The sequence below is a fragment of the uncultured Kordia sp. genome, assembly GCF_947496985.1.
GTDB lineage: Bacteria > Bacteroidota > Bacteroidia > Flavobacteriales > Flavobacteriaceae > Kordia.
The window spans coordinates 20,655-44,783 of the sequence record NZ_CANMEZ010000005.1; the positions used below are offsets into that span (position 1 = coordinate 20,655).

Annotated in this window: 20 protein-coding genes and 2 tRNA genes; 16 read left to right on the plus strand and 6 right to left on the minus strand. The window is 33.4% G+C overall.

The window, feature by feature from the left end:
• Positions 1-97: 97 nt before the first annotated feature.
• The 3 genes from Q0828_RS13885 to Q0828_RS13895 all read right to left on the minus strand — a co-directional run bounded on the left by Q0828_RS13885 (position 98) and on the right by Q0828_RS13895 (position 3,677).
• Complete coding sequence (locus Q0828_RS13885; RefSeq protein ID WP_298422065.1) at positions 98-1,159, minus strand: hypothetical protein; 1,062 nt, start codon at positions 1,157-1,159, stop codon at positions 98-100.
• 236 nt (positions 1,160-1,395) lie between these two features.
• On the minus strand, positions 1,396-2,763 hold the full coding sequence (locus Q0828_RS13890) for a microtubule-binding protein (protein ID WP_298422068.1): 1,368 nt from the start codon (positions 2,761-2,763) through the stop codon (positions 1,396-1,398).
• A gap of 215 nt (positions 2,764-2,978) precedes the next feature.
• Positions 2,979-3,677 carry a hypothetical protein gene (locus Q0828_RS13895; RefSeq protein ID WP_298422071.1) on the minus strand — a complete coding sequence of 233 codons (699 nt, stop codon included), beginning with the start codon at positions 3,675-3,677 and terminating at the stop codon, positions 2,979-2,981.
• Between the two features lie 189 nt (positions 3,678-3,866).
• Here Q0828_RS13895 and Q0828_RS13900 point away from each other — a divergent pair, with 189 nt between their 5' ends.
• The 5 genes from Q0828_RS13900 to Q0828_RS13920 all read left to right on the plus strand — a co-directional run bounded on the left by Q0828_RS13900 (position 3,867) and on the right by Q0828_RS13920 (position 7,798).
• Complete coding sequence (locus Q0828_RS13900) at positions 3,867-4,007, plus strand: hypothetical protein (protein WP_298422074.1); 141 nt, start codon at positions 3,867-3,869, stop codon at positions 4,005-4,007.
• Positions 4,008-4,173: 166 nt separating this feature from the next.
• Positions 4,174-4,959, plus strand: coding sequence for a toll/interleukin-1 receptor domain-containing protein (locus tag Q0828_RS13905; protein WP_298422077.1), 786 nt, complete (start codon positions 4,174-4,176; stop codon positions 4,957-4,959).
• A gap of 4 nt (positions 4,960-4,963) precedes the next feature.
• Positions 4,964-5,746: a hypothetical protein gene (locus Q0828_RS13910; protein WP_298422080.1), complete on the plus strand. Its 783-nt coding sequence runs from the start codon at positions 4,964-4,966 to the stop codon at positions 5,744-5,746.
• Positions 5,747-5,819: 73 nt separating this feature from the next.
• Positions 5,820-6,623, plus strand: coding sequence for a hypothetical protein (locus tag Q0828_RS13915; RefSeq protein WP_298422083.1), 804 nt, complete (start codon positions 5,820-5,822; stop codon positions 6,621-6,623).
• A gap of 83 nt (positions 6,624-6,706) precedes the next feature.
• Positions 6,707-7,798 carry a serine hydrolase gene (locus Q0828_RS13920; protein ID WP_298422086.1) on the plus strand — a complete coding sequence of 364 codons (1,092 nt, stop codon included), beginning with the start codon at positions 6,707-6,709 and terminating at the stop codon, positions 7,796-7,798.
• 58 nt (positions 7,799-7,856) lie between these two features.
• Here the strand turns inward: Q0828_RS13920 and Q0828_RS13925 are convergent, their stop codons facing one another.
• A complete protein-coding gene (locus tag Q0828_RS13925) occupies positions 7,857-8,999 on the minus strand; it encodes an acyl-CoA dehydrogenase (protein WP_298422089.1) in 1,143 nt (380 codons plus the stop codon).
• A gap of 174 nt (positions 9,000-9,173) precedes the next feature.
• Here Q0828_RS13925 and Q0828_RS13930 point away from each other — a divergent pair, with 174 nt between their 5' ends.
• The 10 genes from Q0828_RS13930 to Q0828_RS13975 all read left to right on the plus strand — a co-directional run bounded on the left by Q0828_RS13930 (position 9,174) and on the right by Q0828_RS13975 (position 16,910).
• On the plus strand, positions 9,174-10,235 hold the full coding sequence (locus Q0828_RS13930; RefSeq protein ID WP_298422092.1) for an anhydro-N-acetylmuramic acid kinase: 1,062 nt from the start codon (positions 9,174-9,176) through the stop codon (positions 10,233-10,235).
• Between the two features lie 69 nt (positions 10,236-10,304).
• Positions 10,305-11,531 carry a Glu/Leu/Phe/Val dehydrogenase dimerization domain-containing protein gene (locus Q0828_RS13935; protein WP_298422095.1) on the plus strand — a complete coding sequence of 409 codons (1,227 nt, stop codon included), beginning with the start codon at positions 10,305-10,307 and terminating at the stop codon, positions 11,529-11,531.
• Positions 11,532-11,561: 30 nt separating this feature from the next.
• Positions 11,562-12,983, plus strand: coding sequence for a sodium:proton antiporter NhaD (gene nhaD / locus Q0828_RS13940; RefSeq protein WP_298422097.1), 1,422 nt, complete (start codon positions 11,562-11,564; stop codon positions 12,981-12,983).
• A gap of 52 nt (positions 12,984-13,035) precedes the next feature.
• Positions 13,036-13,743 carry a MotA/TolQ/ExbB proton channel family protein gene (locus tag Q0828_RS13945; protein ID WP_298422100.1) on the plus strand — a complete coding sequence of 236 codons (708 nt, stop codon included), beginning with the start codon at positions 13,036-13,038 and terminating at the stop codon, positions 13,741-13,743.
• 14 nt (positions 13,744-13,757) lie between these two features.
• Entirely contained in the window at positions 13,758-14,144 is a 387-nt protein-coding gene (locus tag Q0828_RS13950) for a biopolymer transporter ExbD (RefSeq protein ID WP_298422103.1), read from the plus strand.
• On the plus strand, positions 14,144-14,539 hold the full coding sequence (locus Q0828_RS13955) for a biopolymer transporter ExbD (RefSeq protein ID WP_298422105.1): 396 nt from the start codon (positions 14,144-14,146) through the stop codon (positions 14,537-14,539). Before Q0828_RS13950 ends, Q0828_RS13955 begins: the two co-directional genes overlap by 1 nt.
• A 6-nt stretch (positions 14,540-14,545) precedes the next feature.
• Positions 14,546-15,439, plus strand: a complete 894-nt coding sequence (locus tag Q0828_RS13960; RefSeq protein WP_298422108.1) for an energy transducer TonB — start codon at positions 14,546-14,548, stop codon at positions 15,437-15,439.
• A 16-nt stretch (positions 15,440-15,455) separates the two neighbouring features.
• Positions 15,456-16,667: a folylpolyglutamate synthase/dihydrofolate synthase family protein gene (locus tag Q0828_RS13965; protein WP_298422111.1), complete on the plus strand. Its 1,212-nt coding sequence runs from the start codon at positions 15,456-15,458 to the stop codon at positions 16,665-16,667.
• Positions 16,668-16,734: 67 nt separating this feature from the next.
• A tRNA-Val gene (locus Q0828_RS13970) sits at positions 16,735-16,809 on the plus strand.
• Between the two features lie 26 nt (positions 16,810-16,835).
• Positions 16,836-16,910, plus strand: a tRNA-Val gene (locus tag Q0828_RS13975).
• A gap of 38 nt (positions 16,911-16,948) precedes the next feature.
• Here the strand turns inward: Q0828_RS13975 and murF are convergent.
• Together murF and gldJ are read right to left on the minus strand one after the other, a co-directional pair.
• Positions 16,949-18,220, minus strand: a complete 1,272-nt coding sequence (gene murF, locus Q0828_RS13980) for a UDP-N-acetylmuramoyl-tripeptide--D-alanyl-D-alanine ligase (protein ID WP_298422114.1) — start codon at positions 18,218-18,220, stop codon at positions 16,949-16,951.
• An 85-nt stretch (positions 18,221-18,305) separates the two neighbouring features.
• On the minus strand, positions 18,306-20,009 hold the full coding sequence (gene gldJ / locus Q0828_RS13985) for a gliding motility lipoprotein GldJ (RefSeq protein WP_298422117.1): 1,704 nt from the start codon (positions 20,007-20,009) through the stop codon (positions 18,306-18,308).
• 226 nt (positions 20,010-20,235) lie between these two features.
• On the opposite strand from gldJ, the gene porU reads away from it, so the two are divergent.
• Positions 20,236-24,108: a type IX secretion system sortase PorU gene (porU, locus tag Q0828_RS13990; RefSeq protein ID WP_298422120.1), complete on the plus strand. Its 3,873-nt coding sequence runs from the start codon at positions 20,236-20,238 to the stop codon at positions 24,106-24,108.
• The last annotated feature ends 21 nt before the right edge of the window (positions 24,109-24,129 follow it).

A 24,129-nucleotide genomic window follows, 5' to 3' on the forward strand; every position in this document is an offset into this window, starting at 1 on the left:
TATTGTTTGTCGCTTTCGCTTCGTTTATTTGTTAATTCGTTTTTTGTTGATTTAAGTATTTGATTTCAACTTCATGATCTATTTTCTAGACTCAATTTCAACTTTCAGGTATTTCTTCTACTTCAAAAGGTTCATGGTGTAAATGAATTACGGTATCAGGAATGGCGCCATATAGTAATTGAATCACTCTGTGTGGTGCTAATATGTAATTATGTTTTACAACATCACTCCAAACCTGTATGACTTGTTTTTTAAATGATAATAAATCATTGCTTACTTTAGAAGAATTGACAGCTGTAATCGTTTCTACTTTGGTGCTTAATGCAAATGAGTTGATGGTTACATCTTTTTGTGCAATTGCTTTTAAAAGTGCATGTGTTGTTTCATGATCATCTTTTGAAAAGATACTATGTAATATTCCTAAATCTACACGTTTTATTTTTCGTGGATGTACATATTTTAGACGTTTATCAATCATATACGCCATGTTGTCTAAATCTAAACAACGATCAGCACATTCTTTTACAGTATCATAAATTTCTTGTTCTACTTTGTCATCGTGTTTGTAATCGAAATACATGAAACAGATAAAAGGCCTATTGAGTGTTACGTCATAAAAAGCCCAATCGAGCACATAAGTTGCAAATGAACTTTTTGTCTTTTTTATCTTTCCAATCACAAACTTTTGAAAAATTTTATCTTCCTGAATCATGTTATAATACAAGGAAGAAGAAGCTTCAAACAAATCACGTTTGTCTACATGTTGCTTATCAATCATTAAGCGATGAATAAACTTTTCTTTGAATTCTTTAGCTTCAGGAAGTTTGGCTTTAAATTCTTCTTTAAGATCTAAATCGTTGTGAATGTAGCGTAATTCTAAATAGTTTGGGAAGCCAGATTCTGTCAAATCCACTTTCATACGTTCTTCATCAAAACGATATTTTAATTGCATTGCTTTTAATGAAAACGCCAAACGTTTACAGTACTCTTCTAAAGATTTTAGTTCTTCTTTTGTGCAAATTCGGTAATGATTCCATTCTACTAAATTGATTTCAAATTCGTCTAATACATGTTTTACCATTCTATAGTAAAGTTCGTATTGTGCATCTGAATCTAAGGTTGCAGAGTCTAATGGTGTTGTGATATCGTTTATAGACATTAAAACAGAAATGTTTTAGTAATTATTATTTTTGGGCATGCATACAAAAGAACATTGAGGTTCTCGAAATTTACTTTTGCGGTCAGGCTATCAGCAGTCACTTTTTTATAGTACAATTTTGCCATTCCTACGTGGGCAGGAATCTAAAAAAAGAGCTCCAACACTATCGTATATTGAGCGAAGTCGAAATACAATCCTTCATGCGGAACCCTTTTTTATAATATACTTTAGTAATATTATCCTAACAAATCGTCCGAACCACCATCATTTGCTGGCGCACCGTTTCCAGCTCCGCCAGAATCATTCCCTTTATCATTTCCTGTAGATGGATTGTCATTATTTTTATAATACTCTTCAAATAATTCTTTCATGTCAATTCCATAACGATCTGCGAAGTTCTTACGAATTTCCACATCTTTCTCCCGAATTTCTTGTAACGATTCTGCATAACTTCCGTAAATACCTTTCATTACTTTTTCGTGAACAGGAATGTTTTCCATCATATCTTGACGCGCTCTAGCACTTGCTGTATGCATCGCTGCTAGTGTTTCACCAATTTTCTCATCAGTTTTAATTCCTAAATGCTCTAAAATTGCTGCAAATTCTTGATCAGTTCTAGCTTTTAATGCAACTACATAACCATCATAATAACGCACACGTTCTTCAGTATCTGATTTCAATTTCGCTCTGTGCGTTTGTAAGTTGCTACGTAACGAAGTCAATACTTTGATTGTTAAGTTATGCTTGTGGACGAAACTATCTTTACTTGCTGCTAACGTAATATAAGCTGTTCGTAAACCTTCTAGTTCTTCTACTTTTTGTTCAAGCTTTGTAACTTTAGACAATGCTTCAGAATATTCAGGTGATTGCTTATCAACCACTTCTTCCAATCCTTGTCGGGCTTGACTCAATAACGATTTTTCAGTTTCGAGTTTTTCTTCAACTTCTTTCTTCTTCTCTAACGCTTTTGTGTGATTTTTACTAGCTTCAACAATTGCAACTTGCAATTTATCTTCAACTTCTTTGATTTCAACTTCACGATCTTTTAAACGCTTTACAGCTGCCTGACTTTTGAATGATAGTTCTTTTAATAATGTTTCTGTATCAGAGCTTTCAATACGCTTTTGGAACATTTCTTTTGCTTTAGAATCAGCAAATTTCCTTGTTTTTTCAGCTTGATCTAAGTCAGCTTTCGTGCTTTTTATCTTAGATTTTCGTCCCCAAAGATTATTCCACCAAGTATCTGGTTTGTCTAATGCTTCTTGATATTCAACTTTTGCTTTTTCAAGGTCTTTTTGTGCGTTGTCAATTACACGTTGTTCTTCATCATTTAAAGTAGAAAAACGCTCAAAAATGATTCCAACTTCATCTTGATAATCAGTCAAGTCTTTTATGGCATCTAATAAAGAAGTGCGATCTTTTTCAGCCATATCAACCACATTATCTAAGGTTGCATTTAATATTTTTTGACGTACTTCTGGACTGTCTTCTTGTGCTAACTTCGACTTCATTTGGTCGATAGCTTTTCCCCAATCTACTTTGTCGTTTGATTTTTGTTCTTGTTGTGATCCTGAAGTTTCCAGTAAATCAAATTCGTCAGCCATATACTATTTAGTTTATTGTTAATGAATGTTTATTTTAAGTCAATTTTGTTTTAGCCTAGTTACTTGAATTCATTCCATTGACTAACAATGAAAAAAAGATTTTTCAAGTAATTTCTAAAGATAAAGAATTTAGCTTATATGTGTGAGATTTTCTTAAAATGTTACAGTATGGTAACATTTTCGTGAAAAAACACTTGAAATAGAAAGAATAGCTTTTACTGCGTTAATTTATATAGAAGATCTTGCGGGGCTTTCCATCCCATGGTATTTCCAATGTAGTTTTGAATTTCCTTTATCTGTGTTTCGGTTGGATTTTCAGGAGATTTTTCTAAGTAATTCCCAATTTCATATACTTGATGAAAACTTGGGTAGATTTGTCCAGTTTCTCTAAAAGCGTGTTTAGCTTTGTCTAATTCACCATTCACTAAAAAAGTAAATGCTTCACGTTCTTTGGCAATGGCACGATCATATTTTGAAACTTTTTTCTGAATGACATCTGAATCTTGAAAGCTTTCTTTCAATTTTGTATCGTCGGATGCAAATGCATTGATCGCAGTTGTTACTTTTTTAGCTTCTTCGGGCGTGCCTGTCATCGCTTTATTTTTAAGATACTTGTCAATGGATGCTTGAATTTTATCAGCAAGTACATCATTTTCAAGAATTTCATCTAAAATATCTCTAAGGATTACTGTGCGTTCTATAGTGGTGTCAGTGAATACTTGATTTACAATTGTTTGTGTTATTTTCAATTGTTCTAATCGTTTTTCAGATTGTTGTACAGTATGTTGAAAATAATAACCCATTCCAGCAAGAATTAAAGGAAATATAAAAAACTGTAACCAGAGATTGAAGTTTCGTTTCTTTTCAAGTTTTGCAACTTTTTCTTTAAGTTCATTAAATTCTTGTTTATCCATGATGTTGTATTTAGAGTCAAAAATGTACCATATTATCCATATTAAATATAAGGTAAATAGTATTATTTAGCAATTAGAGCGTTTTTTGAGTCTTTTCCTCATTAATACTAACGATCAAAAAATACGTATAATTAAGTATTGTTCTAAGTGGTTTTATGATGGATATTTATCTAAACTAAAACAAACCTCATGAAGCCATCTAAAACGACTATTGAAATTGGAAACGAATTTAAAGAAGTAGAAATATATTATGATAAAAAAAAGGAATCGCAACTAACGATTGCAATTCATAAAAATCAGGTTACGGTATGTCAAAGTGATGCTACATGATAGCTTGGTTGCTATAGGGTATAAAAGATATCTTCGATATTATTATTCGTGCTTAGTACAAAAACTCCTTAAGCTTGAGGGGTTTTGTATTCCTCAATATTATTGATTTTTTGCGTTACAGAATCATTCATCTTTGTGGTAAAATCAATTTCAAACCATCAATAATATGAATCCAGTAACACAAAATCGATTAATTCAAGACATTTTCTTTTCATTGCAAACCAGTCACAGTATGAGAGAAATGGTTAGTATTCTAAGTGGGTACGGAGTTGCAAATGAGTTAATTAATGATTATACGCAAACCGAAATTAAAAAACTATTAGCAACAGCCTCAAGCAAAATATTGCTATTAATTGCAGATGATTTAAAAATTGATACGTCAAATTATGTTATTCAAAAACCAACAAAAGGAAAAGAAACCGTTACATCTGACAAAAAATATTTAAAGAAAATCTTTATTAGTCATTCCTATGAGGACAGAGAAGTTGTCACTACGTTTATTCATATGTTACAAGCTATTGGAATTCCTGCGGAAGCTATATTTTGTACTTCTTTAAAAGGATATGGAACACCTTTGGGCAATGATTTTATGGAAGAAATCAAAGAACGATTAAACGAAGATGTATTAGTGATTTTTATGTTGTCTGACAATTTTTACGAATCGGCAATGTGTTTAATAGAAATGGGTGCGGCTTGGATACAGACAAAAAGCCAAATATCTGTAGCAATTACACCTTTTAAGCTTGATAAAATAAAAGGAGTTTTTAAGCATTTTCAAGGAATTGAAATTGAAGGAGTCGCTAATTATGATTTACTTAAAGAAACTCTAGAAAGCAAATTTGATATTGTGCCTAAGAGACCGTTGGTGTGGTCGCCATTGCGAGATAGTTTTTTGAAAATCATTCAATCGCAGATAAAAGAGAAACTACAAGCAATAAATAGTAATCGCTAAATTGATGGAAGAAAAAACAGAATTTCAAACGAAAGAAATTATTCGGAAACATGAATTTGTTAATGGTCTTTTCCTCTTTGTAAAAGCACTCATCATATTTGGAATTTTATTAATAACAATGGAAAAGAATTACTTTGTATATTATAAAACCCAAGCAATAATCGCTTTAATAGTTGGAACTTCCTTTTTTGTATTTGTACTTAGAAAAAATGATTTTATTGCTCCAATAATAGCTTTGATATTAATGTGTTTTTTAGAAGTTGTAGATACTCATTTATGGAGATACGTTCCATTTTCATATATGTTTACTGTGGAAGACTTTTCAGGAGTATATGAAGGTAATAAGATTAGTGAATCTGTGACAAAAACTGAACAAATTGTTGATGGTTACACTAGTGTGCTTAAAAGTAAAATATCTAGGAATCCATCAAAATTTACATTAAGAATCAATCAGACAGGGAGTAAAATTAGTATTCATTCTTTTTGTTATAAAAATGATAAAGATAAAATTCATGAATCTAAAAGTGATATGATGGCTATTCGTGAGTTAGAAAATAAAGGAGACTATGAGCTTATCTATCACTTTAATGATATTGGAACTCCAAAACAAGGAAGATACTCAGGAACAGCTCATCTAAACATAACGAGAATAAATGATGATTTTTCAATAGAAGGCGGTTTTTATACTAACCGAAATCCGCAAACAAGAGGTAATTTCACGGAATTAAAAAAGATTGGAGAAAATTCACAAAACCCTTTCTATTCGCCACGTTATTTACGAGATTGACATTTACTTAACATAGGTACTTGAATTTTTGGCACTTTTCTTGATACATTTTGGCAACATTAAAACCAATTTTATGAACCCAAAAATTACACTGCTACTTTTGTTGTGTTGTTTTACCTGCGCACTTACCAATGCGCAGGGAAAACTCAATAAAGCTAAAGAAGAGCTGTCAAGCGGAAGTTCTAGCTCAAGTTCTTCGTCTTCCGATTCCTCCAATTCCTCCAATTCATGGGATGATGATGAAAACAACCATTTTGAACAAATACTTAATGATATAATAGACCAAATTGTTTTTGGAATATTGTTTGGAGATATGGAACAGAAATATTTTTATGACTATCCATATGCCAATGGTTCACATGGTGAATATGCTCTTCCTGAGGAAAATGCATCGTTAAAAAGTATGAAACTCATGCTTTCGAATACCTTTTTTGCTAGTGGAAAAGAATTTTATGGAAATGATGTGAAGTTAAATTTTCGCTTTATGCGATTGTTAGGAGTTGAGGTAAATCACTTGCATTTTTTTGAAAAAATACCAAAATCTGAGTTAGGAATAAATTCGTTGATGCTAAATTATTATCGAGTGCGTGAAAAAATGGTGACAGCCTTTTGGGGAGTTGGAGTTTCACATGTAATTCATGGAGTAGATAAAATAGGTTTTACATATCAAGTTGGTATAGATGTGTATTTGAAAAAGCCATTTAGTTTAAGTACGTTGTGGAAGCAAAGTTTTATTAATAATTCTTCTGTAAACGAATTTAAACTACACGCACGTTATCATTTAAATCGATTTTCAGTTCATGGAGGTTTTAATCGTTACAAATTAGGTTCGGTTGAAATCAATTCTATGGGGATTGGTTTTGATTATCGTTTTTAAATCGATATTCATAAAGCAACAATATTTCCAGAAAATATGAGTTGTTGGTTTAGTTTATGAATCCATCAAATATCAAAAACATCTTGAATTATACTTTTTCTAAATCGTCTATTTTTAGCGTACTAATTATGCTGTTTTTGGTGAATCAAAGTTTTTCTCAACAACATACAAAATGGTTAGATTCTATTTGTCAAAACTTCAAAAAAGAACAACATATAGTAGGAATGACAGTAGCTGTTATAAAACCAGACACTTCCTATTATAGCGTTTCAGGATTGCGAAAACAAGATGAATCTGATGTAATAACACTGAAAAACAAATTCTTTCTAGCTTCACTATCCAAAGCATTTACATCGTTCATTGCTAAAAAAATGGAAGAAGATGGTGTTATTAGTTTTGAAACGAAGTTCTTCGATGTTTTTCCCGAATTATTAACAGAAAAGAAAGCTAAAAAATATGCAGAAATCACATTGGGAAATTTGTTAAGTCACAAAGCTAAGATAAATGATGTCTGTATATATGATGAAACTCAAATTTTAAAAGAAGGAACACATGCTGAAAAAAGGTATCATTTAGCAAAATTGACACTTTCTAAATCTCCCAAAGGGAAAAATAAATATTCTAATGTCGGGTATATTATGGCTGCAATGATGTTGGAGAAAACTACTGGAGTATCATTTGAAAAACTGATACAGAAAACACTCCATGATTTATCATTAACATATGTAATAGGGTATCCAAATACACATAATAAAAAAGATACATGGGGACATAATGTGTTGTCTAAAAAAGAAAGAAGCTTTGAATTATCTGAGTTTAATTTCTACAAAGACTTTCAATTGCCTTGTTGGGGATTATCGATGTCTACAATTGATTATTCAAAATTTATCCAAATGCATTTAAATGGTTTGCTTGGGAACGATAATGTGCTAAAAAGTAAAAGTTATAAAGAATTGCATCAAACTTTTAAAAAGCGAAATTATGGTTGGGAAAAAATGAAACTAGGTGCTTATACGATAAGTACACATGATGGAAGTGGTGATGTGTTTTTTGGAAGAACCATAATAGTAGCAAAAGAAGAAATTGCCATTTCAATATTGATGAATCAAACAGTAAGCGATCTAAAAGCTATCAATGATTTATTAGAAGAAATTGTAGCGCATTATAAAAAATGAAGTATAAAAAAAGCGCATCCTTACGAATGCGCTTTTCAATATATATAAAATCTTAAATTTATCCTCTGATAACTCCTCTTGAAATTACAATTTTCTGAATTTCAGAAGTTCCTTCGTAAATCTGTGTAATTTTTGCATCACGCATCAAACGTTCTACATGATATTCTTTTACAAAACCATTTCCACCGTGAATCTGAACAGCTTCAACTGTGTGTTCCATAGCTACTTTAGAAGCAAACAATTTTGCCATAGCACTTTCCATGTCATAATTCTCTTTTGCATCTTTTTTACAAGCAGCTTGCATTACTAAATGACGTGCAGCAGTAATATCAGTATACATGTCAGCTAATTTGAATGCAATAGCTTGGTGATTGCAAATCTCAGTTCCAAAAGCTTTACGTTCCTTTGAATATTTCAATGCTAATTCATATGCTCCAGAAGCAATTCCTAAAGCTTGTGCGGCAATTCCAATACGTCCACCAGATAAAGTTTTCATTGCAAATTTAAATCCAAATCCGTCTTCGCCAATTCTATTCTCTTTAGGAACTTTTACATCATTAAACTGTAATGTATGGGTATCACTTCCGCGAATTCCTAACTTATCTTCTTTTGGTCCAATATCAAAACCTGGCATTCCTTTTTCAACAATAAAGGCATTAATTCCTCTATGTCCTTTTTCTCTATCTGTTTGTGCAATCACTAAATAAAAATCAGCACGTCCACCACTAGTAATCCAGTTTTTAGTACCATTAATTACATAATGATCACCCATGTCAATTGCTGTTGTTGTTTGAGAAGTTGCATCACTTCCAGCTTCAGGTTCACTTAAACAAAAAGCACCTACAGACTCTCCTGTAGCTAATTTTGTTAAATACTTTTGCTTTTGCTCTTCACTACCATATGCTTCCAAACCGTAACATACTAAAGAGTTGTTTACAGATACAATTACAGAAGCAGAAGCATCAATTTTAGATAATTCTTCCATGATTAACACATAAGAAATCGTGTCCATTCCACTTCCTCCGTACTTAGGATCTACCATAATTCCCAAAAATCCTAATTCACCCATTTTGCGAACCAATTCTTGTGGAAATTCTTGCTTATTATCACGTTCTATAACGCCTGGAAGCAACTCAGTTCTTGCAAAATCTCTTGCTGCATCACGAATCATGATATGTTCCTCTGTAAGATTAAAATCCATAACTATATATTGTATTAATAAATTTTTAAAAAAGTCGCACAAAGATAATTCTAAAATAGCAGATTTTCAATAATAAGTGCGTTTTTCTGAGAATCTTCGATTTTAATACACCAGAATTGTGAATGTTATCTTAAAAGTCAAATCAAAATGGTAAAATTTGAATAATTTTGTAAAATGATTTCATACAAAGTGATTGGTGTCATGTCAGGAACTTCTCTTGACGGAATTGATGTAGCTTATATACATTTCAAAAAACAAGAATTTTGGACATTTTCTATCTTACAAGCAACAACTATTTCATATACGAAAGAAATGGAACAGGAGCTTCGTGAAGCTATTCATTATGAAAAAGAAAAGTTAGCTCAATTTGATACTACATACACAAAACATTTAGCAACTGTAATTAATTCATTTATTAAAAAATATCAAATTACAGATATTGATGCGGTTTGTTCGCACGGACATACGGTTTTGCATCAGCCTGAAAATGGAATAACCTATCAAATTGGGAATCAGGAACTATTAGCCGAAATTATTCAGCAAAAGCTAGTATGTGATTTCAGGGTGCAAGATGTTGCATTTGGAGGACAAGGAGCGCCATTAGTGCCAATCGGAGATGAATTGTTATTTTCTGAATATGATTACTGTTTAAATTTGGGCGGGTTCGCAAATGTGTCTTTTCATCAAAGTGGAAAACGAATAGCATACGATATCTGTCCAGTAAATATTGTATTGAATAAATACGCAAAACAGTTAGGATTTGAATATGATGATAAAGGGAGCCTTGCAAAATCAGGTGAATATTTAATGGTTTTAGGTTCAGAATTGAATAATCTTTCTTTTTACGAGCAAAAACCACCAAAATCACTTGGACTAGAATGGGTGCAAGAAGAAATATTTCCTCGATTAGAAAAATCTAAACGAAAAGAACTCGACATTTTACGAACTTTTACAGAACATATCGCACAGCAAATTGCTAAAAATTTTAAAATTCGAACCAAAATATTAGTCACTGGCGGTGGCGCATATAATGATTATTTACTATCAAGGATTAAATTTTATAAAGATGTAAACCTTGTAAAACCAAGCGATGAACTCATTGAATATAAGGAAGCGGTTGTTTTTGGTTTTCTTGGAATTCTGCGTTTGCGAGATGAGGTAAATTGTCTTAAAAGTGTAACGGGAGCTGTAAAAAATCATAGTTCAGGAGAAGTGTATGATTTTAAAGTAAATTAACCTAAAAGATGGTAACAATTTTTATATTTGTCTGTAAAGACACAACATACCAATAAAATCTAATTTTAATTGAAAGAACTACTCAAAATATACGAAAATAAAGCACCAGAAATAGTATTTAACTGGAAAGATTCTGAAACGAATGCAGAAGGATGGACAGTAATTAATTCACTTCGCGGAGGTGCAGCAGGTGGAGGAACAAGAATGCGAAAAGGTTTGGATATGAACGAAGTACTTTCATTGGCAAAAACAATGGAAGTAAAATTTACAGTTTCTGGTCCAGCAATTGGCGGAGCCAAATCAGGAATCAATTTTGACCCAAGAGATCCAAGAAAAAACGGCGTTTTAAAACGTTGGTACAAAGCAGTAGCACCTTTACTTAAAAGCTATTACGGAACAGGTGGAGATTTAAATGTAGATGAAATACATGAAGTAATTCCAATTACGGAAGATAGCGGTGTTTGGCATCCACAAGAAGGTGTTTTTAATGGACACTTTAAACCTACGGAAGCTGATAAAATCAACAGAATTGGACAATTGCGTTTGGGAGTAATTAAAGTAATTGAAAGCTCAGAATACTCTCCAGATGTTTCTCGTAAATATACAGTTGCAGATATGATTACAGGATTTGGAGTTGCAGAAGCAGCGCGCCATTTCTATGATATTTACGGTGGGTCAATCAAGGGTAAACGTGCTATTGTACAAGGTTTCGGAAATGTTGGAGCTGCAGCAGCGTACTATTTATCACAAATGGGCGCAAAAATAGTAGGAATCATTGATAGAGTTGGAGGAGTTATCAAAGAAGAAGGGTTTTCGTATGAAGAAATCAAAGGATATTTTCTTCAAAAAGATGGAAACACATTGGTAGCGGATAATATGATTTCATTTGAAGAAATGAATCAACGTATTTGGGAATTACCAACCGAAATATTTGCACCGTGTGCAGCTTCAAGGCTTATCACGCAAGAGCAAATTGATAAAATGATTGATACAGGTTTGGAAGTAATTACCTGTGGAGCTAATGTGCCATTTGCAGACAAAGAAATATTTTTTGGGCCAATAATGGAGCATACAGATCAAAAAGTAAGCTTAATTCCAGATTTCATTTCTAACTGCGGAATGGCAAGAGTATTTGCATATTTCATGGAACGCAGAGTTCAAATGACGGATGAAGCTATCTTTGAAGATACCTCTAAAATCATCAAAAAAGCATTGCAAAATACATTCAAACGAAACGCTTCAAAAGTAGATGTAAGTAAAACTGCTTTTGAAATCGCACTAAAAGAATTAGTGTAATTATAAACTAACAACTCATAAATACTACAAATGGAATCAGCAATAATAGCCGTATTTGTTATAGGATATTTAGCCATAACCCTAGAACACAACCTGAAAATTGATAAGCTTATTCCAGCATTAGCCATGATGGCAATATGTTGGGCATTTGTCGCTTTCGGAATGGAAGATTTTCAAACTTGGTTTGATTCAGGAGCACATGCCTTAATGGATCTCACAAGTCCTGAAAATGCAGGTGTAGATAAAATGCATTTAATGGAAGAAACCTTATTGCATCATCTTGGTAAAACCGCAGAAATACTAGTGTTCTTACTAGGAGCAATGACCATTGTGGAAATCATAGATTACTTTGATGGATTTGCTACAATAAAAAGCTTTATAAAAACCCGAAGTAGAAGTAAAGTACTTTGGATTTTTGCATTTTTAGCGTTTGTGTTATCAGCTATTATTGATAACCTAACAGCTACAATTGTACTAATTTCTATTCTTCAGAAAATTATTGGAGACAGAAATATCCGTATTTGGTATGCAGGTTTAATAATTATTGCCGCAAATGCAGGAGGAGCTTGGTCGCCAATTGGGGATGTTACCACAACCATGCTATGGATTGGAAACAAAGTATCAACAGGGAAACTATTAGCATACTTATTCGTTCCATCACTATTATGTATGTTGGTGCCAACGTTCTTGGCAGCAACATTCTTGAAGCCATTCAAAGGAAATCTTCCTGAAGAAGCTGTAAATGATGATGGTAAAAAAGCACATCGTTTTGGACCAACAATGTTATATTTAGGTTTATCCGCAATTGTTTTTGTGCCAATATTTAAGGTAGTAACGCATTTGCCTCCATATGTAGGAATGATGTTATCGTTATCTGTAGTGGCTATCTTTGCTGAAATATATAGTAATACGAAATTTAGCATGTCTGCAGTTGGCGCAAATGAAGGGCATGATGTTGAAACAGAAGCATTATCAACACACCACAGTCCAGTACATCATTCATTATCAAAAATTGAATTACCAAGTATACTATTCTTTTTAGGAATTTTAATGGCTGTTGCAGCTTTAGAGTCTTTAGGTTTGCTATTCGGATTTGCAGATTGGTTAAAAACGGCAACGCCGCAATTAGGAACAGAAGCTACAGCTGGAGGTGTTTCAGATTTAGTAGTAATGTTGCTTGGAGTTGGTTCAGCAGTAATTGACAATGTACCATTAGTAGCAGCAAGTTTAGGAATGTTTACAGAAACAATTGACAACCCGTTATGGCACTTTATTGCTTTTGCAGCAGGAACAGGTGGAAGCATGTTAATCATCGGATCTGCAGCAGGAGTTGTAGCAATGGGAATGGAAAAAATTGATTTTTTCTGGTATTTCAAAAAAATATCATGGTTAGCACTTGTCGGATTCATTGTAGGTTCAGGAGCTTTTATATTAATGAGAATCATTATATAAGTATACTTTATTCATAAATCATACGTTATTATAGTTTAAATTTAAAACACATATGTTGCTACTTCAAACAACCAAAAAAGCAAAAGAAACAGCGGAAGCGCTAGAAAATTTATTAGAAGATCAAGAAAAAACACTCTCCATTTATGAACTAGTCGTAAATGGTGGAATAGGAAGTATTATAATCATTAGTGTATTATTGATTTTACTTGCGGTTGCTTTATACATTTATTTTGAACGTTTATTTGCGATAAAATCAGCGTCTAAGATTGATAAAAACTTTATGAATCAAATTCGAGATAATGTCTCTAGTGGAAAATTAGATGCAGCCAAAATGTTATGTGCACAAACAGATTCTCCTGTAGCACGTTTAACAGAAAAAGGAATTTCACGTATCGGAAAACCGTTGGAAGATATCAATAAAGCAATCGAAAATGCAGGTACGTTAGAAGTATATAAACTAGAGAAAAACGTGAGTATTTTAGCAACTGTAGCTGGAGCTGCACCAATGATTGGTTTCTTAGGGACTGTAATTGGTATGATTTTGGCATTCCATGAAATGGCAACAAGTGGCGGTCAAGCCGAAATGGGCTCGCTTGCAGGTGGTATTTACACAGCAATGACAACGACAGTTGCTGGTTTAATTGTGGGGATTATTGCGTATATTGGGTATAATCACTTAGTTGTAAAAACAGATAAGGTGGTGCATCAAATGGAAGCAAATGCAGTAGACTTCTTAGACTTATTAAATGAACCTGTGTAATTCTACTATATGATATGAGATTAAAAGGTAGAAATAAAGTCAGTCCAGAATTCAGTATGTCGTCTATGACGGATATTGTATTCTTGTTATTGGTGTTTTTCATGTTAACATCAAATTCGCCAAATGCACTCGATTTATTATTGCCAAAAGCAAAAGGGAAATCGACAAATACACAGAATGTATCTGTAAGTATTAAAAAAAACTTAGAAGTATATATTGATGCAGATAGAGTAAGAGCAAGTCAAGTAGAAGCAAAACTACGCGCGAAGCTAAGAGGGCAAACGGAACCAACAATTATACTAAGGGCGGAAGAAGGTGTGCCAATTGAAAAGGCAGTCAATATTATGGATATCGCAAATAGAAATAAATATAAAATCATTCTAGCAGTTCGGCCTCAGTAATGAGTTTATTACAAACGAAAAATAAAAAGTTTAATCTTCCATTCGTTTATATTGCTGGAATTATTTTTCTAATCGTATTAGCGTATTTTGCTAATTATATAGAAAATTTAGGGAAAGATACTATTGATTTAGAATTGCCTAAAACTGTTGAAAGTGATGCGGGTACTCCATCAGTTTCGGTGCGATTAGCAAAAGATAAAATTATATATCTTGACTCAGTACGAGTAGAATCAACTGAATTAAAAGAAAAATTAAAAATAAAATTAGACGGGCAACAAAATCCAACAATTATAGTGCATGCCGATGAAGGAGTGCCAATTGGAAAGGTAGTGGATATTATGGATTTTGCGAGCAAGCATCAATATAAAGTTATTTTAGCAGTACGATCAAAATAAAAGATTATGTCAATACTAAATACAGAACACAAACGAAAATCAGCTACAATTACCACGGTATTAATGATTTTGTTATTAATACTCATGTTTCTTTTTGGAATGCGATATTTAGATCCGCCAGAAGAAAGTGGGATTGCTGTAAATTTTGGTACGACTGCAACTGGAAGTGGAAATGTGCAACCTAAAGAAGCTATAAAACCTGATACTGCACCAACGCAGCCAGAAGAAGAAGTTGAAGAACCACAAGAAACAGAAGCAGTTACAGAAGAGCAGCCAGAAACTACAACGGAAACGGCAACAGAAGAAGTAGTAACACAGGATTCAGAAGAATCAATTGCTATCAAAAAGGCTGAAGAAGCTAAGCGTAAGGCAGATGAAGCCGAAAAAGCGGCAAAAGCTGAAGCTGATCGAATTGCAAAAGAAAAACGTGAAGCAGAAGAAAAACTCGAGCGAGAAAAAGCAGAAAAGAGAGCAAAGTTAGATGCAATGATGGATGGTGTGAAAAACTCTGATGGAAAAGCTGACGGAGGTGACGGAGATGATAACGATAAAGGAGATAAGGGAAACCCTAAAGGCGATCCATATGCAGCAAGTTATTACGGACAACCTGGTTCAGGAACAGGTGGGCAAGGAGGAAGCGGATTAAATGGACGTTCTAGAACACACAAACCTGACGTTCAGTCTGAATGTCAGGCAGAAGGTAAAGTGGTAATTTCAATTAAAGTAAATAATCAAGGAAAAGTAGTTGAGGCTAAACGTGGTTCGGGTACTACAGCAATTGATCAATGTTTAATTGATACAGCTATAAAAGCTGCTTACAAGTTTAAATGGAATGCTGATTCAAACGCTCCTTCTAGACAATCTGGAGTTATTGAATTTGTCTTCAAGTTAGGGCAATAATTTCCTTAAAAATAGTATGAATTACCAAGATACCATAAACTGGTTGTATCATCAGTTGCCTTTTTTTCAGCGTCAAGGAGCAAAAGCACTTAAAAAAGACTTAGAGAATATCATCAAATTTTCAGAGTACTTAAACTTTCCTGAAAAGAAATTCAAAACAATACATGTTGGAGGAACCAATGGAAAAGGTTCTACATCGCACATGATTGCCTCTATTTTGCAAGAGGCAGGGTACAAAGTTGGTCTCTATACGTCCCCGCATTTAAAAGATGTGAGAGAGCGTATTCGGATTAATGGAAAAATGGTGAGTAAGCAATTCATTATTCAATTCATAAAACAAAACAGAACATTTTTAGAAACCAATGGTCTTTCATTTTTTGAAATGACAGTAGCGATGGCATTTGATTACTTTGCTAAGAAAAAAGTTGATATTGCAGTTATTGAAGTTGGTTTGGGTGGTTTAACGGATTCTACAAATATCATTATACCTGAAGTTAGTGTAATTACCAATATTGGTTTTGATCATACAGCTTCTTTAGGACATACTTTAGCTAATATTGCTTCGCATAAAGCGGGAATTATTAAAAAAAATATTCCTGTAGTTATTAGTGAATTCCAGAAAGAGATATCTCCAATTTTTGAAAAAGTGGCGTTAGAGAAAGAGACGCAGTTATATCTTGCAGAAAAAACAATTGTAAAACGGTATCAAACGGATTTATTAGGCGATTATCAGCAGAAAAACTACAAAGCTGCTGTGCAAGCTGTTCAATTACTAAAAGGCTTTAAAATTGAAGAAAAGCATATTAAAAACGGATTGTTAAGAGTTTTTGTCAACACAAAACTTACAGGTAGATGGCAAATTCTAAATAAAATACCTAAAATAATTTGTGATACTGCACATAATAAAGAAGGCTTGGTGATAGTTATGCGTCAACTGCAAAGAGAGAATTATGAAAAACTACATATTGTTTTTGGTGTTGTAAAAGATAAAAACATAGAAGAAGTGCTATCATTATTGCCTAAAGAGGCAATATATTATTTTTGCAGTCCAGAAATAATTAGAGGTTTAGATGCGCCTATATTACAACAAAAGGCAAGTAATCATGAGTTGATTGGTGATGTATATGATTCTGTTTCAGAAGCGTATGAGGTTTCTAAGATTAGGGCTTCTCCAAATGATGTAATTTTTATAGGAGGAAGTACTTATGTGGTAGCAGAAATAGTTTAAATTTTTTAAGCTTAAATTTTGTCAGATATAAAATCTATTCTATATTTGCATCCGCAATACGCAATAAGGGTGATTAGCTCAGTTGGTTCAGAGCACCTGCCTTACAAGCAGGGGGTCACTGGTTCGAATCCAGTATTACCCACAAAATTTTATTGAAAAAGGAACTTCGGGTGATTAGCTCAGCTGGTTCAGAGCACCTGCCTTACAAGCAGGGGGTCACTGGTTCGAATCCAGTATTACCCACAAAAAAAAGCTTCTCTTTATGAGAAGCTTTTTTTATTTTACAATAATTCTAAAATTCTTTCTAATGCCATTCCACGTGAACCTTTTATTAAAAGTGTGCTATTTTTTACTTCTGGAAAGTCATTTTTTAATGATTCAAAATTTTTATGAATGCTAACTTTGGGATTGCTACTTTCTATACTGTTAAAGTTTTCTCCAACTAAATAGACTTTGTCAATATGCAAAGAATCAATATAGTCATTTATATATTGATGCTCTTCTTTGGCAGTAGATCCTAGTTCAAACATATCGCCTAAAAAAGCAACCTTTTTAGCGTCTGTTAAGCGTGAAAAGTTGTCCAGCGCTGCTTTCATGCTTGTTGGGTTTGCGTTATAAGCGTCTAAAATGATTTTGTTAGATTCTTTATGGATAATTTGTGATCTGTTGTTAGAAGGGATGTATGATTCTATAGCTTCTTTAATATCGTTTAATGGTACATTTAAGTAAATTCCTATAGCGATGGCAACTGCAATGTTTGGAAAATTATATGCTCCAATGAGTTGACTTTGTATTTCTATAGTGTTAGTTTGTAGACGAACCATTGGGTTGGCATCAATAAATTGAATTTTTATATCTGCTGTGGTGGTATTTCCAAATGTATAATGTCTTGAGTTTTGTGTGCGTTCAACTTGTTTTGAGTCATTTCCATTCACAAAAATAAACTTGTCATTCGCTTTTAAATAATCATATAATTCACTTTTGCCAATAATAACCCCTTCTATACTTCCAAAACCTTCTAGGTGTGCTTTTCCGAAATTCGTAATATATCCGTAATCAGGTTCAGCAATGTTGCTTAAAAAAGCAATTTCCTTTTGATGATTTGCACCCATTTCTACAATCCCTATTTCGGTAGAACTGTTCATGGATAAAAGAGTAAGTGGGACGCCTATGTGGTTGTTTAAATTTCCTTTGGTGGCGGTTGTGTTGAATTTTTTTGCAAGTACTATGTTGATTAATTCCTTGGTTGTTGTTTTTCCGTTGCTTCCAGTTAATGAAATAATAGGAATATTTAATTGATGCCTGTGATAATTTGCAAGCTTTTGAAGTGTTTCTAATACATTTTCAACAAGGATCGTTTTTTTAGAAGTTGCATAAGCTTCTTCGTCAACAATAGCGTAAGAGGCTCCTTTTTTAAGTGCTTCGACGGCATATTTATTTCCATTAAAGTTTTCGCCTTTTAAAGCGAAGAAAATACAATTTAGAGTAATGTTTCTTGAATCTGTACAAACGACAGGGTGTTTTTTGAAAATGGTATACAATTCTGCAATCATATGGTTGATGTATTTATGTATGATTTAAACGAAAAAAAGCCCTGATAGATCAGGGCTTTTTTCAATTACTTTTCATGAAGTAATATTATTTTCTAGGTCTTTTCTTTCCTTGTGCTTTTGAACCAACTCTAGACATTGCACATCTAAATCCGATGTATGAAGTTGCCATGTACTCTGGGAAAGCTCTTCTTTGTGCTGGATCAATCCAGTAAGCTCTATCTTTCCATGATCCTCCTTTGTATACACGAACGTTGTCATCAATTAAAGTTGTTCTTTCTTCAGACTTGTCATATTGTCTAACCATTCCGCTGGAATCAGAGCTAACTTTATGCTTAGGAGCGTTATACATTCTCTTTTTGCTGTTTTCTCCTCCGTCTTCGTCTTCGTTAAATAAGTCATAGAATCTAGAAGAAGCAACATCTCCATCTCTATAGTTTCTGTTATCAGACTTGTCAAAGTTTACTCTTAAGTATGTTTCGTTTTCGTCAACAGGAACTTGAGCTAATTGACCAGGAAGGTTTCTTGCCATAATTCTACCATTAGAAATGGTATCATATTTAATATCGTCAGCTTTAACAATCTCAGCTTTTCCTTCTTGGTTGATTTTGTTTTTCATGTAAACATTACCACGATAGTAGTTAAAGTCACTAGCTTCGTCGTCAACCATTGGACGGTATACATCAGCAACCCATTCTGCAACGTTTCCTGCCATGTCATATAATCCAAAATCGTTTGGAGGGTATGATTTTACACGAGCAGTAATATCGGCTCCATCATCAGACCAACCAGCAATTCCACCATAGTCACCTTTTCCATTCTTGAAGTTAGCTAACTGATCTCCACGTCTTTTTCTGTTTCCACTTCTTGTGAATTCACCTTTCCATGGATATTTTTTTCTACCACGTACATTATTATACTCTCTTAATCCATCTAAACCTTTAGCGGCATATTCCCACTCAGCTTCAGTTGGTAGTCTGTATTCTGGTAAAATAACTCCAGAAGTACGTTTTGCATATACGTTAGATGCTTCTTCCTCTTCTCCGTCAGCAGCGTCATCGTCGCTCTTTTTCTTGCTTTTACGCTTAGATTTTTCAGCAATTCTCCCTTTGTATTCGTCAATCTTACCACCATAAGTTTCGTTAGGGCTTGTTAGGTAAGCTTCTGTACTAAATGTACTAGTAGCGTCTGTGCTATCAGTTTTAACACCTTTAGCAATGTAGCCTTCACGTTCTAAAACAGCTTCGTTAACTCTGTCTGTTCTCCACTGACAGAACTGAACTGCTTGAATCCAGTTAACACCAACTACAGGGTATTCAGCATATCCAGGATGTCTTAAATAGTTAGTAGTCATCGTTTCGTTAAATCCTAAACGATTTCTCCAAACTAACGTATCTGGTAAAACACCAGTATAAATGTTTCTGTAATTTGGATCTTCAGGTGAAAATACATTCTTTGTCCAATATAAGTACTCTGTGTACATTAAATTAGTCACCTCAGTTTCATCCATGTAAAAGGATTGCACATGTTGTTGGTTTGGGGTATTGTTCCAATCGTGCATAGGATCATCCTGTGTTTTTCCCATTGTGAAGGTTCCACCTTCTACAAATACTAATCCAGGAGCAGTTTCTTGATCTTTATATTTTGTGTTGGCTTCAAATCCACCGTCTTTACCATCAATTCGCCAACCTGTGGCTCTTGATGTGTTTTTAGATGATGATCTTTTACAGCTAAAAAATCCTAAAGAAACTACTGCGACTAGTAGCATAATTCTTATTGTTCGCTTTTTCATAGTCAAGACTTGAGTATTGAAAGAAATTTTGGTTTGCAATATAGCAATTAAAGGTAAAATATCAAGGTTTATTTTAAAAATTAATATGATACTTACCCTCATCACAAATATCAATAGTTTTCATATAACGACTACAGTTGTAATTTATTATTCTTAATTTTGTTTTTTTAAAAGAAATACCCAAATCAATTAATAATATTTAATTTGTTTTACCGTTAAAGATGCAATGAAAAAAAAACTTACTTTCCTCTTAGGTATCCTTTCTATAAGTATATATGCTCAAAATAAACATTTTGATTTAGCATGGAGCGATACTGTAACTGAGTTTTCTACAGAAAACATCAATTTGAAATTGCCTACATTCAACAAAGAATATTTTGTGTATAATGGCGATGCTACTATTAGTTTTGTTACACAATGGGACGATGATCGAACAGTAAATCAACGTTCTATTCGTTTTGATAACATCTCATATGGAACGCTTACCAATACACAGTTAGGTAATATTGACAAAAGAAAACTACCTTCAGTAGCTACTGTTAACATTTATAACTCCAAGGCAAGAGGGAAAAATAATCACATATTAGTGGTTTCTCCTTTAGTGAATGATAACGGTGTTATTAAGAAAGTTACAAGTTTTGATGTCAGCTATACTTTTAATTCAAGTAGTGCATTTACAGCTGGGAACCCTGAAGATGTTACAAGTTCAGTATTGAGTTCGGGTAATTTTTATAGATTTTCTGTGCAAGAATCAGGAATCCATAGAATAGATGCTAATTTTTTAAATCAAATAGGGTTTAATACAGGGAATTTAAATCCAAGAAAATTAAAAATATATGGTAATGGAGGAAGAATGCTTCCTTTACAAAATTCATTAAATGAACATTATGATGTTGCCGAAAATGCGATACAAGTAGTTGGTGAAGAAGACGGTGAATTCAATGCAAATGATTATATTCTATTCTATGCGGAAGGCCCAAAAGAATGGAATAATGATAGTCAAACTCATATTAATGCATATACAGACAAAACTTACTATTATATTACCACAGAAGGTTTAGAAGATGGAAAAAGGATTCAAGAAGCAGTACAGCCTTCTGGAACACCAGCGGTAACAGTAACTGAATACAATGATTACCAATATCATGAACTTGATAATGTGAATATTGTAAAGTTAGGAAGAAGATGGTTTGGAGATGTATTTAACATTGAAACAGAAAAAACATTTGATTTTGACCTTAAAAATCTTGTGACTTCTGAGCCAGTAACCATAGGGATTAAACCAGCAGCTATTTCAAATAGTGCAACTTCAATGTCTACATTAATTAATGGACAGCCTGCAGAAAACGTAAACGGACAGCCAACATTTAATTTTAACTTTGCGCCTATCAATGGTTCATCATTAGCAACACAACATATTATACCTGGATCACCACAATCACGCCAAGGATTAATAGAAGATCAAATAAACTTAAGCTCAGAAAATTTAAGTATTACGCTTAATTATTCAAATAATGGAGTTGCAGGTTCTATAGGATATCTTGATTATATTTCAGTAGCATCGACACGTATGTTAATGGGAACTGGAGAACAATTCAATTTTCAATACAACGATGCTAGAAATGTTATAGGTTTTGGGGAATTTGTTATTGCAAATGCGACCGATATTCCTGAAGTTTGGGACATTACGGATATATGGGATGTTTCGAAAGTAACGAATGAAGGAGCAGCAAGTAATTTTGCTTTTAATGCGCCAATGGGAGAAGTTAGAAAATATATAGCGCTCGATAATTCGCAAATCTTCATTCCAACGATAGAACCTAATAGTTTAGTTGCTAATCAAAACCTAAAAGGAACGATTTTTTCTGAAGGAGACGTTGATTATATTATTATTTCTCCAGAAGAATTTGTTTCGCAAGCAGAACGCTTAGCCGATTTTCACAGAACAAACTCAGGATTGCAAGTTAGAGTCGTTACATTGACAAGTATTTACAATGAATTTAATACAGGGAATCCAGATATTGGAGCCATTCGTAACTTTATTAAATATGTATATGACAATGCAAGTGCGGATGAAAACAGATTAAGATATGTTTGTTTCTTTGGAGATGCGTCATACGATTATAAAGATAGAATAGAAGAAAACACGAACATAGTTCCTGTATATCAGGCATACGAAAGTTTTAACTTAACCAGAGGATTCATGACAGATGATTTCTATGGTATGATGGATGATAACGAAGGAACATTATCTATAGCAGATCGTTTAGATATCGCTTTAGGGAGAATGTTAATCATGGAACAAAGCCAAGCAAAAGCAATGGTAGATAAAGTGTTAACATATTATAGTAAGGAAGCATATGGAAGGTGGAGAAATACAGTGACAATTATTTCAGATGATGCCGAAGACAACTCCGATAAAGACTTGGAAGTAGATTTAGATGCCTTAGGGAATACAATAGTAGCGAACAAACCATTTATCAATATCTCTAAAATTCACTCAGATGCATTTGTACAACAAACATCCGCAGGAGGAGAACGCTATCCGGAAGTAAATGAAGCCATAAAAGATAATATTGCTTTAGGTTCGTTAGTAGTAAACTACTTTGGTCATGGTGGAGAAGATGGACTCGCAGGAGAAAGAATCTTTGAAAAAAATGATTCGCAAGAACTAAGAAATGATTGCCGTCTTCCTTTATTTATCACAATTACTTGTGAATACACTCGATTTGATAACCCACTACGTCAAACTGCTGGAGAATTCATGTTTTGGAATGAAGAAGGTGGAGCAGTATCACTTTTAACAACAACACGACAAATATTTCAAAATGTAGGGGTAAGTATCAACGAATTATTAGCAAGATACTTATTTTCATATGGTTCTAACGAATATCAGCCAATATCGGAAGCATTACGTCAAACTAAAAACTTGGTAACAACAAGTAACAAAAGAACAGTTTTCTACATTGGGGATCCAGCATTAAAACTTGCGATTCCAAAACCACGTGTAAATCTTACAGCAATAAATGATGTGCCAATTACACAAGCTACAGATACCTTAAAAGCGTTAAGTAGAGTAAAAATGGCAGGAAACATTACGGACGAATTCGGAAACATATTAAATACATACAACGGAACAGTATTCTCAACAATTTACGACAAAAACATTCAGCGCCAAACACTATCAAATGATTTTCCATTTGTATTAGACTTTGAAACGTTAGGAGAAATTATATTCAGAGGAAAGTCTGGAGTAACGGACGGTACTTTTGAATTCGAATTCGTAGTACCACGTGATATTGCCATTCCTGTAGGAAATGGTCGTATCAGTTTCTATGCAGAAAAAGGAGATGTTTTAGAAGATCATACAGGATTTAACGAAAACTTTTTAGTAGGAGAATTAAATGAAAATGCACCAGCAGACAATCAACCACCAGTTGTAAACTTATTTATGAATGATGAAAGTTTTGTATCTGGAGGAATTACCAATGAATCACCATTTTTGTTAGCAAAACTATCGGATGAAAATGGAATCAATACCGCAAGTGGAATTGGACATGATATTGTCGGAATTCTTGATGGAGATGAAGTAAATCCAATCATTTTAAATGATTATTACGAAACAGAATTAAACGATTACACACGTGGAATTGTAAAATTTCCATTCAGAGATCTAGAAGAAGGAACGCATACGCTTACATTAAAAGCGTGGGATGTGTACAACAATTCTTCAACAAACGAAATACAATTTACAGTTTTCAACGAAAATAACTCACTCACTATTACCAATGTGTTAAATTATCCTAACCCATTTGTTAGCTATACAGAGTTTTGGTTTAATCATAATAGCTCAAGTGAACTGGATGTAATGATACAAGTATTTACAGTGTCAGGCAAGGTAGTACGTACACTTGTAGGAAAAGCAAATGCTGGCGCAAGCAGTAAAGATTTCGGTTCGCTGTCGCGTGATATTGTATGGGACGGGAAAGACGATTTCGGAGATAAATTAGCAAAAGGAGTCTATGTATACAAGATTACAGTAAAATCTCCGTTAACTAATCAGAAAGTTGAAAAATTTGAAAAACTTGTAATACTATAAATAAAACCTATATTTGTTAAA